The 15003-nt window shown below is 44.6% G+C and carries 16 protein-coding genes; 5 read left to right on the top strand and 11 right to left on the bottom strand.

Annotation, left to right across the window (positions count from 1 at the left end):
* Positions 1-14 precede the first annotated feature (14 nt).
* The 4 genes from LDO37_RS09960 to LDO37_RS09945 form a co-directional block, all read right to left on the bottom strand.
* Positions 15-1382, bottom strand: coding sequence for a glutamine synthetase family protein (locus tag LDO37_RS09960; protein ID WP_126607298.1), 1368 nt, complete (start codon positions 1380-1382; stop codon positions 15-17).
* Positions 1383-1430: 48 nt separating this feature from the next.
* On the bottom strand, positions 1431-2483 hold the full coding sequence (gene dctP / locus LDO37_RS09955) for a TRAP transporter substrate-binding protein DctP (RefSeq protein WP_104402505.1): 1053 nt from the start codon (positions 2481-2483) through the stop codon (positions 1431-1433).
* A 64-nt stretch (positions 2484-2547) separates the two neighbouring features.
* Positions 2548-3870: a TRAP transporter large permease gene (locus LDO37_RS09950; RefSeq protein WP_126607299.1), complete on the bottom strand. Its 1323-nt coding sequence runs from the start codon at positions 3868-3870 to the stop codon at positions 2548-2550.
* Complete coding sequence (locus tag LDO37_RS09945) at positions 3867-4421, bottom strand: TRAP transporter small permease subunit (protein WP_224055107.1); 555 nt, start codon at positions 4419-4421, stop codon at positions 3867-3869. The genes LDO37_RS09950 and LDO37_RS09945 overlap by 4 nt, the downstream gene beginning before the upstream one ends.
* A gap of 292 nt (positions 4422-4713) precedes the next feature.
* On the opposite strand from LDO37_RS09945, the gene LDO37_RS09940 reads away from it, so the two are divergent.
* Both LDO37_RS09940 and LDO37_RS09935 read left to right on the top strand, forming a co-directional pair.
* Positions 4714-5571 carry a MurR/RpiR family transcriptional regulator gene (locus tag LDO37_RS09940; protein WP_201797037.1) on the top strand — a complete coding sequence of 286 codons (858 nt, stop codon included), beginning with the start codon at positions 4714-4716 and terminating at the stop codon, positions 5569-5571.
* A 76-nt stretch (positions 5572-5647) separates the two neighbouring features.
* Positions 5648-6037 (top strand): DUF2750 domain-containing protein, encoded by a 390-nt coding sequence (locus tag LDO37_RS09935; RefSeq protein ID WP_104402502.1) that lies wholly within the window; start codon positions 5648-5650, stop codon positions 6035-6037.
* Positions 6038-6233: 196 nt separating this feature from the next.
* On the opposite strand, the gene LDO37_RS09930 is transcribed toward LDO37_RS09935, so the two are convergent.
* The 7 genes from LDO37_RS09930 to pspF all read right to left on the bottom strand — a co-directional run bounded on the left by LDO37_RS09930 (position 6234) and on the right by pspF (position 13465).
* Positions 6234-7031, bottom strand: coding sequence for a DUF2927 domain-containing protein (locus tag LDO37_RS09930; RefSeq protein ID WP_224055106.1), 798 nt, complete (start codon positions 7029-7031; stop codon positions 6234-6236).
* Positions 7032-7039: 8 nt separating this feature from the next.
* Positions 7040-7822: a peptide ABC transporter ATP-binding protein gene (locus LDO37_RS09925; protein ID WP_126609189.1), complete on the bottom strand. Its 783-nt coding sequence runs from the start codon at positions 7820-7822 to the stop codon at positions 7040-7042.
* Positions 7819-8814, bottom strand: a complete 996-nt coding sequence (locus tag LDO37_RS09920; RefSeq protein ID WP_101115305.1) for a peptide ABC transporter ATP-binding protein — start codon at positions 8812-8814, stop codon at positions 7819-7821. Before LDO37_RS09920 ends, LDO37_RS09925 begins: the two co-directional genes overlap by 4 nt.
* Entirely contained in the window at positions 8814-9701 is an 888-nt protein-coding gene (gene sapC, locus LDO37_RS09915; RefSeq protein ID WP_101115306.1) for a putrescine export ABC transporter permease SapC, read from the bottom strand. Before sapC ends, LDO37_RS09920 begins: the two co-directional genes overlap by 1 nt.
* A complete protein-coding gene (locus LDO37_RS09910; protein WP_126609191.1) occupies positions 9688-10650 on the bottom strand; it encodes an ABC transporter permease in 963 nt (320 codons plus the stop codon). Before LDO37_RS09910 ends, sapC begins: the two co-directional genes overlap by 14 nt.
* Positions 10650-12272: an ABC transporter substrate-binding protein gene (locus LDO37_RS09905; RefSeq protein ID WP_126609190.1), complete on the bottom strand. Its 1623-nt coding sequence runs from the start codon at positions 12270-12272 to the stop codon at positions 10650-10652. Before LDO37_RS09905 ends, LDO37_RS09910 begins: the two co-directional genes overlap by 1 nt.
* 176 nt (positions 12273-12448) lie before the next feature.
* Positions 12449-13465: a phage shock protein operon transcriptional activator gene (gene pspF, locus LDO37_RS09900; protein ID WP_126609188.1), complete on the bottom strand. Its 1017-nt coding sequence runs from the start codon at positions 13463-13465 to the stop codon at positions 12449-12451.
* Positions 13466-13645: 180 nt separating this feature from the next.
* On the opposite strand from pspF, the gene pspA reads away from it, so the two are divergent.
* Genes pspA through pspC form a run of 3 tightly spaced genes read left to right on the top strand, consistent with a single transcriptional unit; the run spans position 13646 to position 14957 of the window.
* Complete coding sequence (pspA, locus tag LDO37_RS09895) at positions 13646-14317, top strand: phage shock protein PspA (RefSeq protein WP_101115309.1); 672 nt, start codon at positions 13646-13648, stop codon at positions 14315-14317.
* 20 nt (positions 14318-14337) lie between these two features.
* Positions 14338-14568: an envelope stress response membrane protein PspB gene (gene pspB / locus LDO37_RS09890; protein WP_101115310.1), complete on the top strand. Its 231-nt coding sequence runs from the start codon at positions 14338-14340 to the stop codon at positions 14566-14568.
* Positions 14565-14957, top strand: coding sequence for an envelope stress response membrane protein PspC (pspC, locus tag LDO37_RS09885; RefSeq protein WP_101115311.1), 393 nt, complete (start codon positions 14565-14567; stop codon positions 14955-14957). The genes pspB and pspC overlap by 4 nt, the downstream gene beginning before the upstream one ends.
* Positions 14958-15003 lie beyond the last annotated feature (46 nt).

Below are 15003 nucleotides of genomic sequence, written 5' to 3'. Positions count from 1 at the left end.
ATCGACGGATAAGCTTAAATAATTTCGAAGTAGCGCTTCATTTCCCAATCCGTTACCGCTTTTCTGAATTCTCGTTCTTCCCATTCACGAGAGGCGGCAAAGTGGTCCACAAACTCATCGCCAAACATATCCCGCGCGTGCTGAGAACCTTTCAAGCGTTGAGCAGCATCCCAGAGTGTTGCAGGGAGTTTTAAGTCTTCAGGAATATCCTGCTCGTAAGCGTTTCCAACGATGGGTTCACCGGGTTCCCATTTGTTCATGATTCCGCACAGACCAGACGCCAAAGCAGCAGCCAGCGCGAGGTACGGGTTACCGTCGGCGGCACCAATTCGGTATTCCACTCTTTGACTACTCGGCGAGCCGGGAATAACGCGTAAAGACGTGGTTCGGTTTTCTACTGCCCATGTGGAGTGGGTGGGTGCCCAAAAGCCGGGAATCATTCTGCGATAGCTGTTTATCGTGGGGGCGACCATACATAAAAAGTCAGGCATTAAGCGCTGTAAACCCGCCACGAAGTGACGCTGTAGCGTGCTCATATTGTGTTCGCCTTTTGGATCGTAAAAAGCGGAACTGCCGTCTTTGTTTTGCAGCGAAATATGGATATGCCCACTTTGACCAGGGTAGTCGTTGCTCCATTTCGCCATAAAGGTCGCCATTAGGTCATTTCTCTGGGCGAGAACTTTTGTGTAAGTCTTGAATAACGCCGCTTTGTCAGCGGATTCCATCGCCTTATCGACTTCAAGCGCTGCTTCCAATACTCCAGGTCCCGTTTCTGAATGGATCCCTTCAATCGGAAAATCCATCGTCTCTCCAAGGTCGATCAATTGCTGGTATAACTCTAGATAGGTGGAGTTTCGTATCATGGAGTAACCAAACCAATCTGGTGTTATAGGTTCCAAATTGTTGTAGTTTTTCTCTCGGACGGACTTGGGTGTTTCGTTAAAAACGAAAAACTCATATTCAAACGCGGCAAAGGCGTTTAAACCTAAATCATCGAGCTTTTTAAGGATGCGCTCCAGTGTGCCTCTTGGGCAAACGTTGGCAGCTTTCTCGTCGAACTCTGCGATAAATAGAAGCATGCCGTCTTCATCCAATACGTCTCGACACGTCTCTGGCAGAATTTTTACTGGTGCATCTGGGTATCCTGTGTGCCACCCAGTAAATGTGGTGTTGTCGTAAAGTTGGTCTTTTGAATCCCAACCCAGAACGACATCGCAAAAAGCAAAGCCTTTATCGAGAGATGAAAAGAATTTGCCTTTTGACATGTACTTCCCACGCATAATCCCATCGTTATCGAACAGCCCAACTTTGATGTGGGTAAGACCACGTTCTTCAACAATTTTTTTGGCGTCTTCGATGGTTTTAACTGATCTTGCATCCATTTTACAATCCTCTAAGCACCGGCTAAATCAAGCCGGTGCTATACCCTGTTAGCTGTAGCGATATGGCTTTCCTGCTTTCTCCATATCTGCGGCGTATTTCTTAAATATCTCCACCACACGCTTAGTTCTAGGGCTAGTTTTCGCGATTTCATCCCAGAATTTCAGCGCTTCCTGCTCGACGGTTTTCCACTCTTCATCTGGAATGGTGGTGAGCGCAAGTTTGTCGCCTTCTACACGAAGTTTAGCTTCTCCACCCCAATACCAGTGCTGTCGGTAGTAGTGGGAGCTGTCCATGCAAAGTCTCCACAGTGTTTTGAGGTGTTCAGGCAAGGCGTCCCAACGTTCGCTATTGGCAAAGAAGGATCCGCACCACGCGCCAGAGATGTTGTTGGTTAAGAAGTACTTGGTCACATCTGCCCAACCTACGGTGTAGTCTTCTGTAATTCCTGACCAAGCAATGCCATCAAGCTCGCCTGTTTGAATCGCGACTTCCACGTCTTCCCAAGGGAGAGTGACGGGAATGACACCGAAGCGAGACAAGAACCGCCCAGCGGTAGGGAAGGTAAATACACGTTTACCTTTTAAGTCAGCGAGGCTGTTAATGGGTTCTACAGTCGCGAAATGACAAGGATCCCATGCGCCAGCAGATAGCCATGTCACGCCTTTTACCTCGCCATATGCCTCTTGCCATATCTCTTTCAACCCGTACTGCTCAAAGAGTACAGGGACATCCAAGCTGTAACGGGTAGCAAATGGGAAGTACCCCCCAAATACGGACACATCCACCGGTGCAGCGATAGAGTCATCATCACTTTGTACTGCGTCGATGGTTCCTCTTTGCATCGCACGGAAAAGCTCACCAGTAGGTACTAACTGATCGGCATAAAACAGCTCGATAACCATTTCGCCATTTGCGGCTTTGTTAAAAGCATCGACCGCTGGTTTGATAACGTGCTCGCCCAATGCTGGTCCAGCGTAGGTTTGCAAACGCCATTTAATGGTTTTTTTGCTGTTTGCGATGGCAGGAGCGCCGACAATCGCCGTCGCACCCGCAGCAGATACCGCACCTGCTTTTTTAAGGAAATCTCTTCTACTAGACATGTTTTATTCCTCCATGGAATGGGTGTCCTTGTCCAAGTGTAAGGGTGTCACTTAAGGTTATGTTTCATCGGCTGTAGTGGTACTCAGGTAGCCACAAAGCCAGTTGTGGGAAGGCCATCACCAGAATCAATCCAAAAATCATAATCAGGACAAAAGGAATGATTGAGAGGTAGATATCCTTCAAGGAAACTTCAGGTGGAGCCATGGCTCGCATTAAGAATAAGTTGTAGCCAAAGGGGGGCGTCATGTACGCAATTTGGCACGTGATGGTGTAAAGCACACCATACCAGAGCAAATCGAACCCTAATGCGCCAACTAAAGGAACATACAAGGGAGCGACGATGACCAACATGGCGGTGTCGTCTAAAAATGTTCCCATTAGAAGGTAAGAGAGCTGCATTAAAATCAAAACTTGCCAAGGGGTCAGGTTGAGGCGGTCAATAAAGAAGCCTTCGATGGCCTTAACGGCACCGATACCATCGAAAACGGCCCCAAAGCAAAGTGCAGCCAAGATAATCCACATAAACATGCAGCTAATTGCGAGTGTTTTGCGCAGCGTTTCTTCCATTACAGAACGGTTTAATCGTTTTTTCGCAATTGCGGCAATCGTCGCTGCGGTTGCACCCACGGCGGAGCTTTCGACTAAGCTCGTTACGCCCATCAAAAACAGCCCAGTCATAGAAACAAAAATCAGAAGTGGGGTAATACCTGCGCGCAGTAAGAGCAGTTTTTCTTTTAAGCTGACGTTACGTTCTTCTTCGGGTAGCGCCGGACCGAGATTTGGCTGAATTTTGCAACGAATGACAATGTAAATGATGAACAGCGTGGCCATCAGGAGCCCTGGAAAAACGCCAGCGAGCCAAAGTTGCCCTACAGGTTGCCGAGCTATCATGCCATAAAGAACCAGAACGACGCTTGGCGGAACAAGAATACCCAGAGAGCTCCCCGCTTGAATGACGCCAGTTACCATGATTTTGTCGTAACCACGTCTTAGCAGTTCTGGCAGAGCGATACTTGCGCCAATAGCCATCCCCGCAACACTCAACCCGTTCATGGCAGAAATCACGACCATTAAGCCAATTGTGCCGATGGCCAAACCGCCATTGAGTGGTCCCATCCATACATGGAACATTCGATATAGATCTTCCGCAATTCCAGACTCTGACAGCATGTAGCCCATGTATATGAAAAGCGGAAGGGTTAACAATGGGTACCATTTCATCAGTTTAATGGCAGAGCTAAAGGCTATTTCAGATCCGCCATCTCCCCAAAGGAGAAGGGCTGCGATAACCGCAATGGATCCGATAACGGCAAAAACACGTTGACCAGTCAGCAGCATTAACATCATGGCGGAGAACATCAGCAGAGCGATCATTTCGTAACTCATGATTGCGCCCCCGCACTTTCAGAGTTGTCACCATACATAATGGTGGCGATGTCTCTGAACCAGACCGCAATCGCTTGTAAAAGCATTAACACGATACTGAGACACATGATGATCTTTATGGGAGACATATAGGGGCGCCAAGCGGAATAGCTTCGTTCACCGTATTCAAGTGCGTAACTGGTGCTCGATATTCCGCCGTACAACAGTATAGAAAGGTAGACCAGCAGCATGATGATAGTGATGCTATCAATAATGGCTTTCTTTTTCGGACTCCAGCTACCGTAGATCAAATCCATTCTTACGTGGCTATTGAGTTGCATGGAGTAAGGACCACCAAGCATATAGAAAGCCACCATAACAAACTGAGCCATTTCCAATGTCCAAAGGGAAGGGAAAAAGAAGGTCTTTGAAATAGATGAGTAAAGCAAAATGCCTATCATCACAAAGACGAGGTACATGGCGAACCGACCAATTCTTCGATTTATTGTTTCAACTATGCGGACAAATGACCGAATGGGTGTAGGTAAAGATGCGACTGGATCCTGATCCATTAATGACTCCATTGTTCCATATGGTCTTACTGCTAATATCAATTAACTATTTGATAATTAATCAATATCACCAGAAGATATGAATTCCGTTTCAATCTTCAAGAGATAGCTAATTTGTTAAATGTGTTTAAATATTGATCTATTTGTGCCTATATTTACAGAAAATTATTTGCTGTCAATATATTTACAGAAATTATTTTTTCAGTTTTTGATCTCGTGTTATGTTTGTTACAATGTTATCAATTAGGTGGGCTGACATAATTGATAGAGCCACTACTTCATGGAGTAAGATTTGACCGTTTCAGAAAGGATAAAGGCAAGATTTGCGAAGTTAACGCGAGCAGAAAGGCAACTTGCCAATGTGATGCTAGAAAACTACCCAGCTTCGAGTCTTGGAACGGTTGTTTCACTGTCGGAAGCTGCAAAAGTTTCGACGCCTACCGTGGTACGCCTGGCGAAAAAGCTCGACTTTACTGGGTTTCCTGATATGCAGCGTAGCATTCATGAGGAAATTGGGGATACGCTGAAAAGCCCAATTGAAAAGCACGCCTCTATTCCAAGCATGGACGAAAAGTCGCACCTTTTGGATAGGTTTGCAGACACCGTGATGAACAATATCAGGCAGACAGTTGCGCAGGTGGATGAAGCCACTTTTAGTAAAGTGGTGGAATTGCTAAGTAAGCCGGATAGCCCGTTATACATAGTTGGAGGGCGTATTAGCCATTCCATTGCCGAATACATGTTCACGCACATGCAGGTCATTCGTGCCAATGTCACCATGATTGAACCGAATGCAAACAGCTGGTCGCATTATGTGATCAACATGAAACCGGGCGATACCTTAGTAGTGTTTGATATTAGGCGATATGAAAATGACATTTTAACGTTGGCAGAAATCGCTCGAAGTCGAGATGTCGAATTGATTTTGTTTACTGATCAATGGGGTTCACCTGTTGTTAAATTGGCGCAGCATGTGTTTCATGCTCGAATTGAAGCGCCATCTGCTTGGGATTCGACCGTTGCTATTACGTTTTTAGTGGAAGCTATTGTTGAGGCTATACAGTCTGCAACGTGGTCTGAAACCAGTAACCGAATGAAAGATCTAGAAGTTTTGTTGGATAAAGCGAAATTATTTAAAAAGTTTGTATGACCCGATGAATTTTGTTTGACTCGATGAGGAGAATACTAAAGAATTCCCGCATTCCAGTCCTGAATGAGCACCCTTCATGTCTAAGCAACTTGACCAAGAACAAATTGACACCATTAATCGTTACGATACTGAAAAGCGCCTGAAATACTGTGTGAAAGAGGTCGTAGCGAACAGAGAGATCTGGATTCTGACTGATGAGCATGGTTGTGTCATGCTAAACACTGAGGACGAGGATTGTGTACCAGTTTGGCCAAACAAGGAGTTTGCTCAAGCATGGGCGAATGGTGATTGGGAAGAATGTAAGCCAGAGCCTATTTCTTTGAATAAATGGCACAGCAGATGGACACATGGCTTAGCGGATGACGAACTTTCTGTGGTTGTTTTTCCAAATGAAAATGAAGAAGGGGTGATTTTATTCCCCGATGAATTTGATTTTGAATTGAAGAAGCAAGCGAACAAAAAATAGAGCTTTGTAAAACAGTTCTATCTTAAATACAGCTACTTAAAACATGTCTGTTTAAGCCTAGTTGTTTAAGCCTAGTTGTTTAAAACCTAGTTATGCAAAAAGAAGTACCCAAGCATTTTGAAGATGCTTGGGTATATTTTCCATCTCACCACTCTCATAAATTCAATCCCTCGGCGAGACGTACTAGTGGATCAAATTAAAACCCCATAAGCGGGTATAATTCTCCTTTCCTAACTTCGCGAATAGCGCTTTCTAACGTACCGTCGTTTTTGAAATCAGCGATAATCTGCTTCACGATAGGCTCTGCTTCTTCTCTGCTCATACCTACTTTTAGAGAAGGGTGGTAGAGGATTTTTAGCAGTAATCCATCAAGAGGGGAAAGCAAATCCTCTGGCGACGCATCGTTAAAAATTGAAGGGTATACCTTATCAGAGTCGTTTGGTAACCCGAGTAGCTGTGTGATTTCTTCAACCACACAGCCGAGCAGTTTCCCTTTAGAACGCGCTTGATCAACGGGAATAATTATTCCACCTCTAATCAGTTCTCCACCTACATCGGTTTTAAAATTCGCCATACAGATGGCTTTGCCGGAATGCTGTAATGACGGTTTTCCCAGCACTCTGACGATATCGTCTTCCCAAATACTTAAACGTGTATAAACCCAAATAATATTGGCTTCTTCTAAGTCATTCGTCAGGCTTATTGGGTGATTCGTGAGATAGGAGAGGTGCTTTATATGCATTTGTGCAAGCTCCGTATGAATGTCTTCATCCGGTACTTTATGCTCAATAAAAATCTTTATAGGCTCTCGCCATTTTCTAACGTTCTGTTTTTCAGAGTCGTATTCGTTTTTTAATGCAACTTCGTAAAACGCTTCTTCTAGATAAGCGGTGTCTAACCAGCGATGACTGGTTTGCGAATATGAATAAATTGGGTAAGAGAAAAGCACCAAAAAGCCGATGAGATAAGACGCAAATTTTGTGCTTTTCGACATAACGAACCCTAATGTGCGGGAGCTTTATTGAAATGGCTTTCTATCAAACGTTGCGTAATCTGGTGAGATGGGTTGGCAATCACGTCATGAGTCGATCCCGATTCGACTACATCCCCTTCATGCATCACCATTATTTTATCGGTGATGTGTTTGATTATGCCAATATGCTGCGACACATAAACAAAAGACACACCCATTTCGTCTTGCAACTCTAATAGTAAGTTTATTATCTGAGACCGCATGGCCATATCAAGACCATTTAGAGCTTCATCAGCAACAATTATAGACGGTTGAAGAATAAGTGCACGGGCAAGGTTAATCCGCTGCTTCTGACCAGTAGCCAACATTTGAGGGTAAAAATAGGCATGTTCAGGTAGCAAGCCAACACGGATTAATGTGTCTTTCACTCTCATCTTTCGAGCTTCTGACGACATGTTCGTATTTCGCTTCAACGGACCTTCGAGAATGGTCCCGATCTGCAATCTAGGATTGAGAGAGGTGTTTGGATCTTGGAAAATCATGCGAATGAGTTTGCAACGCGTGGCGTAATCGCGGTGCTCCAACCTTTCTCCCATTACGCGAATTTCTCCTGAAGTCGGTTCTATCACACCCGCTAACATCTTAGCCAATGTTGATTTCCCAGAACCGTTTTGACCTATAAAGCCCAGCGTTTGTCCTGCTTCCAAAGTGAAGCTTACGGGCTTCACTGCCTCTTGTTCTTTTTTAGAGAACAAACCAGAGCGACTGATAAAGGTTTTTCTGAGGTCACGAACTTCTAACAACGCGCTCATGTACGTTTCTCCATATTCAGAGGGAAATGACAGCTAAACTTATGGTTTTTGACTTTTTGAGTTCGCGGAATTTCAACGCATTGGCGCTGTGCGTGAGGGCAGCGCGGACCAAGGCGACATCCAATAGGTAAATGTTGAAGTGGTGGAATTGAGCCCGGCAAAGATTGTAATTTGGACTTGTGTGGGATCCAATCATTGAAATCTGGCATGGCTTGCAAAAGAGCAACGGTATATGGGTGCTTTGGAGCATTTAATATCTGTTTTGTTGCGGCAGACTCCACTGACTGACCACAGTACATTACGGTGATTCTGTCTGCCCATTGTGTAATGGTCGTCAGATCATGCCCAATGAGGAGAATCGTGGTGTTATTTACCTGATTCATTCGGCTGAGCAGTCTTAGAATTTGGGACTGTGTAATGGGATCTAAATCATTAGTCGGCTCATCTGCTATTAGTACTCTTGGCTTGGTCGCGATCGCCATTGCTATCATGATTTTCTGGCATTCCCCATCGGTTAATTCGTAGGGGTAACTGCGCATGATGCGTTTATGATCTTTAATTCCTACTTTGTGGAGCAGTGCCATGGCCTGTTTTTTTCGCCACTTCCAAGATTGCCACCATCGACCTTCGAAAGAGTCACGTGGAATAGACTCTGCTAACTGACGTCCAACTCGTTCCGAGGGATCGAGACACGTTGAAGGCTCCTGAAAAATCATGGCGATGTCACGAGCAATAACGCGCCTTCTTTCTCGCGGTGTCAGTTGCAGCAAATCGATGCTGCCTAAACGAAGCCTGTCTGCGGTGACAGTCATGTTGTCTTTGGCAATACCAAGTACCGCTTTCGCCACCAAACTTTTACCGGAACCAGATTCCCCTACAAGACCGCGAATTTCACCCTCATTCATGGTTAGGCTCATGCGATCCACGGCTTTCACTTTACCTTGCGGCGTCTCAATTTCTATTGTTAGGTGTCTGATATCGAGTAGTGGCATTATTCTGTCCCCGCATTTAATGCGCGTCGGGTTCCTTCACCAACTAGATTAATAACAACAATAGTAAACATGATCACTAAGCCGGGTAAGGTGACGGTCCATGGTGCGGAATAGATCAGCTCTACCGAATCACCAAGAATCGCACCCCATTCTGTACTCGGGGCTTGTGCGCCGAGCCCCAAAAAACCTAATGCGGTTATATCAAGTATGGCAACCGACAACGCCATAGTGAATTCAGCGGCGATCACGGGTAATACATTTGGAAAAATAGAGTTCCAAAGCAGGTGAACGTTTCTCGCTCCATCTAAACGTGCGGCAATGACGTAGTCTTTTTCCACTTCATTGTGAACAGCGACATAGACAGAACGGATGAATCGAGGAATCAATGCTAAACAAATCGCCAATAAAATATTGAATTCCCCAAACCCTAAAAAGGCGACGAAAATGATCGCGAGCAGGAGTGAGGGAATGGACATGACCGTGTCGAGGAGGTGGTTTAACGTACTGGATATTAACCCTTTGGTCATACCTGCCAAAATACCAATGGCACAGCCGATAATGCCAGCGATTAACGTAATCAGAATCCCAGCACCTAAAGTGAGCTGAGAGCCTTCAATCAACCGAGAAAGAATATCTCTTCCTAAATCATCTGTTCCTAAGAAAAACTCGACGGTACCTTCAGCATTCCAAGAAGGGGGGAGTCGTAAATTAGCGGTTTGAGCTTGTGGATCATGGGGTGTTAACCACGGTGAAAGTAGCGTAATAACCAGCAAAATGATAAAGCACCAAAGCCCAAACATCGCCAAGGTGTTACTCCGGTAGCTATTCCAGAAATGCTCAAACTGTGTAGGAACGCGTTCTTCCTGATAAACATTATTTGTCAGCATACCATTCCTTTCTTACCAGAGGATTCGCAAATGCTCCGATCAAATCCGATAGAATATTCGCAATCAAAACAAAGGTTGCAACAACCATAACGCCCGCAGAAATCGCGACGTAATCTTGATTTGAGAGTGCATCAAGCAACCAACGTCCAATGCCAGGCCAGTTGAATATGGACTCCGTAATAATGGCAAAAGTCAGCATACTAGAAAGCTGAACGCCAAATTTTGGGATAATAGGCGGCAGTGCATTTCGAATAACGTGCTCGATAACAATCTCGTACTTGGATAGACCGTTTATTTTGGCAGCGCGTATATAATTCTGCTGCATCACTTCTGCTACCGAAGCTCTCATTAAGCTAATGATTTGTGTGGTAGGCGCGAGTGCGAGAACGATACACGGCAATATTAGGTGTTGCAGTACACTATGAAGCGCGTGTGCTCTCAGCGGGCTTTCAGATAACATGGCGTCAATAATAGCAAACCCAGTTACGTGGTCGATTTCATAGAGCAGGTCATAACGTCCTTCTACTGGGAAAAGCTCCCAATTTAACGAGAACACCAGAATCAGCATCAATGCCACCCAAAATACTGGGGCAGCAAAGCCAGACATAGAAGTAAATGAGATGACGGTATCAATCCATTTGCCTTGTCGAGTGCCAGCGACAGTACCAATGGGCAACCCGATGATTAATGCAATAAGAAAGGCAAAGAAGCACAATTCTAATGTGGCCGGAAAAACCACCATCAAATCATCCCAAATAGGTGTTCCTTGCGCGTTTAGACCGAAATCAAATTGGCTGATCTCACCAATGTACTGAAACCAACCAGGAATTAGGTCATCCAACGCCGCAGGTGAATTTGGGTCAAGCCTAAGAATACTGAACCCAACAAACGTGAGGATCAGTAAAGTGATAATGAATAAGTTCAGCCGTCGAATGGTATATAGAAACATCATTCGCTCCTTTCGACGGTATGAAATGAGCGAACATTGAACGGGCTCATTTGAAATCCGCTTAATGAATTGTGGTTGGCTTGGTATTGAATACCATGTGCAAGTGGGATGACGGGCATTTCTTGGTTCAATAGGTTTTGTGCCTGACGATATAGGTTTAGTCGATACCTTGGTTGGTTGGTTTCTCGGGATAAGTCCAATAAGAAATCGAAATCTGGGTTACACCACATAGAGACATTCAACCCTGCTTTTTCAGCGTTACAAGATAAAAGCGGACGCAGGAAGTTATCTGGGTCGCCCGTGCTAGCCGTCCAGCCTGTGAGTAACATATCGACATTAGGTAAGTTTTTATTGAGCTCCGCACGGCTAAATCTATCGTCAGTCAGCAAATTCAACGTTACCCCAATATCAGCAAAGCTTGCTTGTATTTGTTCTGCTGTTTTACGTGGGCTAGGGTTGTACGGACGAGGTTCTAATGGAACCCACATGGATAGAGTTAACCCTTTAGACAAGCCAGCTTCTTCTAATAACGCCAATGCATAGTTGCGATCATAGCGAATCTGAATACTGTCTTTTTGATAAGCCCATGAGCTTGGTGGCAAAAGAGTATACGCAATTGAGCCTGTACCGTAATAGACGGAATCTAAGATTACTTGTCGGTTGATTGCAAGGTTAAGAGCTTTACGCACGCGACGGTCTTTTAACGCAGGGTGTGACGTGTTCAATGCAATAAACGCTACATTCATCGCCGGCTTTGCATGCAAAACCAATTCGTCATTTTCAATAATAATAGGTAGCTGGCTCGAGACAGGCGAAGACAACACGTCACATTCATTACGCAGCAATTTTGCCAACGTACCGGTGCCACGCGTTGATATATCAAATACCACTTGCTCCATCGCGGGTTCACCTTGCCAATAGTTTGTGTGCTTCTTCACGCGAATCAAATCGCCTGCTTGGTACTCATCCAAATAGAAGGGACCGGTTCCGATTGGTTGGGTATCGATATGATGCTTATTCCCTTGTTTGATCAGCTTATCCGCGTATTCACTAGAGTGGATAACCGCATAAGGGGTTGCAATGTTAGGGAGAAACGTATTGTCTGCACGAGTGAGCGTAAATTTAACTTGATGGTCGCTAATCGCTTCGACCGATTTTACCAATCCACTAAAATCGATACTTTCAAACCAAGGGTAGCGACCTTGCCCTAAATAGTGAAAAGGGTGTGAACTTTTGAGAATGCGCTCAAAACTGAAGACGACATCATGAGCTGAAAAAGGTTTGGATGGAGTGAACCAAGGCGCGGTTTGAAACTCCACATTCTCTCTTAGATTAAAAAGGTATTCGGTTCCATCTTCATTGACATCCCAACTTGTCGCTAAGCTGGATATTGGTTCATGTGTTTCAGGTTCGAGCGTTAAAAGCGTATTAAACACTTGCTGGCTAAGTGCATCCGCAGTTAATCCGCTATCTACTTGTTGAGGGTTAAATGAAACAGGTGAACTTTGACCACAATAAACAAAACCTTGTTTTTTTACGATGCTGTGATCAATATCATCGCCGCATGCACTGAGAAGCCATGCACTGGCGACGGTTAAAGACAATTGTATGAACGCTTTCATAGAGATGAGAATTCTGGCACTTAACGAGGTAATAATGTATCTGCTCATTAGTACCTCTCGATCTGGCTAATTTAACATTTTTTACCTGACAGACCAAACGATTAGTCTGATTTCGAATGGGCAAATGAGAATCATCGCACACCCTTTTTCACAAAGGATAAAGCTGAAATGAAACTTTACTCAGATTGTTGACCAACGAGATTGTATTTTCTCAACATGCCCCTTAACTGATGGTAGCTCAAACCGAGCATTTTCGCTGCTTGTCTTTGATTATGTTTGGATTCGTCGAGGACTTTGTGCAGTAAGGCGAGATCTTGATCTTCTTGCCATCTTTTGTAGTCGATAGGGAATTGCATACGAGAAATATCGCCCATCGTGTCATCAGTCGCAGGGGCATCCTCGCTTTGAACCAGTTCAGTTTGCCAATCTGTGCCAAAGGGATTGAATACCAGTTCATCAATAGGGTATTCCCCTGCACCTTGCTGATAAATAGCGCGCTCTATGACGTTTTTTAATTCACGCACGTTGCCAGGCCATTGATAATCAAGCAGAGATTGTATTGCATGATCCGCGAAACCGACAAAGACGGGCAGCGATAGCTCTCGGCACATTTTAATGGCGTATTGCTCGGCGAGTAAAAGGATGTCTTCTTTTCTATGGCGCAGCGGTGGGATGTGAATGACGTCGAACGCTAAGCGATCAAGTAAGTCTGCTCTGAATTCCCCATTTTCTGCCATTTCTGGTAGATCAGCATTGGTTGCACAAATCAATCTCACATCGGCAGAAAGCGTTCGGCTACCACCCACTCGCTCATATTCGCCATATTCGATTACCCTTAAGAGCTTTTCCTGCACAGATAGAGGAGCAGTAGCGAGTTCATCCATAAAAAGTGAACCATTTTCTGCACGCTCGAAACGACCTTGGTGTTTGCCTTTTGAACCGGTAAATGACCCAGCCTCATGCCCAAATAGCTCTGAGTCGATTAACCCTTCACTTAAGGTTGAACAGTTCATTGAGACAAGTGGTTGATCCCATCGCTTTGAAAGATAATGTAAACGCTGGGCGATCAGTTCTTTACCTGTTCCCCTTTCTCCAATGACGAGAACAGGTCTTTCAATAGGCGCTAGCCTTGATACTTTATCGAGAACAGAGAGAAAAGAAGGGGATTCCCCTATAAGATTTTGCTGTTTCACGATGTATTCCTTAAGCTGGTGGCGAAATTTACCAAGTGTTGGTGCAATTAATCATAACATAGAAAGTGGAAAATGATATTTTTCTCTATCTTATTGTATTATATAATAAATAAAAGTTGGCACGCATTGTGTATTATAGAAACCATACCAAGTTGAACAGTCATAAACAGGAGATCAATTATGGGTATTTTTTCTCGCTTTGCGGACATCGTGAATTCAAACATCAGCTCACTTCTCGACAAAGCTGAAGATCCTGAAAAAATGATTCGTCTTATCATTCAGGAAATGGAAGACACGTTGGTTGAAGTTCGTACAAACTCTGCTCGTGCTATTGCAGACAAAAAAGAATTGTCTCGCCGCGTTGATACAGTAGAGCGTCAAATCGAAGAATGGCAAGAGAAGGCAACACTTGCACTTACCAAACAGCGTGAAGACTTGGCTCGCTCTGCGCTAATCGAAAAGCAAAAACTGGAAGAAATGGCGCGTGGCTTACATACAGAGCAAACGCTAGTTGATGAAACCATTACTAAGTTAACTGGTGAAATTGGTAAGCTTGAAGCCAAGATCAACGAAACTCGTGCCAAGCAACAAGCGCTTGTGATTCGTCGTCAAGCTGCTGGTAACCGACGTGATGTGCAAAAGCACCTGCACACTAGCCGCACCGCAGAAGCGATGTCCAAATTTGAGCAGTACGAGCGTAAAATAGATGAACTAGAAGCGGAAGCGGACAGCTTTACATCGACAGGACGCTCTCTGGATCAAGAGTTTGCAGAGTTGCAAGCACAAGACGAGATTGAAAAAGAGCTCGCAAAAATGAAAGAGCAAATGAGTCAAAATAAAGAAGACAAGTAATTAACTAACGGAGTCTCTGTATGTCAGCAGCGTTTATCACAGCCCCACTGATTGTATTTCTAATCTTTGTGGCACCAATATGGCTAGTGCTGCACTACCGCAGCAAACGAAAAACGGCGCAGGGATTGTCAGACGAAGACTTTGAAAAGCTGCAATCCATCACTCGCCACGCAGAGTCGATGCAGCAACGAGTTCAAACGCTAGAGCGTATTCTCGATGCTGAATCGCCAAACTGGAGGCAAAATCAATGAGCCAAAAGAAGAGCTTATATAAAGACCCTGAAAATGGAAAAATCGCCGGCATTTGTGCCGGCGTAGCACAGTACTTTGGTGCCGAGATCTGGTTAGTTAGGATTTTGGTCGTGTCAGCAGCGCTACTAGGTTTTGGTTTCTTTGTTATTGTCGCATACATCGCGTTAGCGTTAATGCTAGAGAAGAAACCGAAAAGTATTAAACAAAGTAGTGCACCTCAATTTGAGCACAAATTGAAAAGCAAGCCTTGGCAATCAGGAGGTACTCCTAGTCAAGTGATCCATAACCTCGAACGTGAACTGTCTGATCTCGAAGCTTCGATACAAAACATGGAAGCGTACGTAACGTCAGACGCTTTCAAAGTTAATCGAGAGTTTAAGAATCTCTAACATTCTGTACGTGTTTCAGGGAACATGAAACAAGAAGTTAGATTTC

Source organism: Vibrio penaeicida, assembly GCF_019977755.1.
GTDB lineage: Bacteria > Pseudomonadota > Gammaproteobacteria > Enterobacterales > Vibrionaceae > Vibrio > Vibrio penaeicida.
This window is presented reverse-complemented; position numbering and strand designations above follow the sequence as displayed.

What these genes read in the sequence shown, in the direction of transcription:
- LDO37_RS09960 (WP_126607298.1), bottom strand. Translation starts at nt 1,382, where the DNA reads ATGGATGCAAGATCAGTTAAAACCATCGAAGACGCCAAAAAAATTGTT.
- dctP (WP_104402505.1), bottom strand. Translation starts at nt 2,483, where the DNA reads ATGTCTAGTAGAAGAGATTTCCTTAAAAAAGCAGGTGCGGTATCTGCT.
- LDO37_RS09950 (WP_126607299.1), bottom strand. Translation starts at nt 3,870, where the DNA reads ATGAGTTACGAAATGATCGCTCTGCTGATGTTCTCCGCCATGATGTTA.
- LDO37_RS09945 (WP_224055107.1), bottom strand. Translation starts at nt 4,421, where the DNA reads ATGGATCAGGATCCAGTCGCATCTTTACCTACACCCATTCGGTCATTT.
- LDO37_RS09935 (WP_104402502.1), top strand. Translation starts at nt 5,648, where the DNA reads ATGTCTAAGCAACTTGACCAAGAACAAATTGACACCATTAATCGTTAC.
- LDO37_RS09930 (WP_224055106.1), bottom strand. Translation starts at nt 7,031, where the DNA reads ATGTCGAAAAGCACAAAATTTGCGTCTTATCTCATCGGCTTTTTGGTG.
- LDO37_RS09925 (WP_126609189.1), bottom strand. Translation starts at nt 7,822, where the DNA reads ATGAGCGCGTTGTTAGAAGTTCGTGACCTCAGAAAAACCTTTATCAGT.
- LDO37_RS09920 (WP_101115305.1), bottom strand. Translation starts at nt 8,814, where the DNA reads ATGCCACTACTCGATATCAGACACCTAACAATAGAAATTGAGACGCCG.
- sapC (WP_101115306.1), bottom strand. Translation starts at nt 9,701, where the DNA reads ATGCTGACAAATAATGTTTATCAGGAAGAACGCGTTCCTACACAGTTT.
- LDO37_RS09910 (WP_126609191.1), bottom strand. Translation starts at nt 10,650, where the DNA reads ATGTTTCTATATACCATTCGACGGCTGAACTTATTCATTATCACTTTA.
- LDO37_RS09905 (WP_126609190.1), bottom strand. Translation starts at nt 12,272, where the DNA reads ATGAAAGCGTTCATACAATTGTCTTTAACCGTCGCCAGTGCATGGCTT.
- pspA (WP_101115309.1), top strand. Translation starts at nt 13,646, where the DNA reads ATGGGTATTTTTTCTCGCTTTGCGGACATCGTGAATTCAAACATCAGC.
- pspB (WP_101115310.1), top strand. Translation starts at nt 14,338, where the DNA reads ATGTCAGCAGCGTTTATCACAGCCCCACTGATTGTATTTCTAATCTTT.
- pspC (WP_101115311.1), top strand. Translation starts at nt 14,565, where the DNA reads ATGAGCCAAAAGAAGAGCTTATATAAAGACCCTGAAAATGGAAAAATC.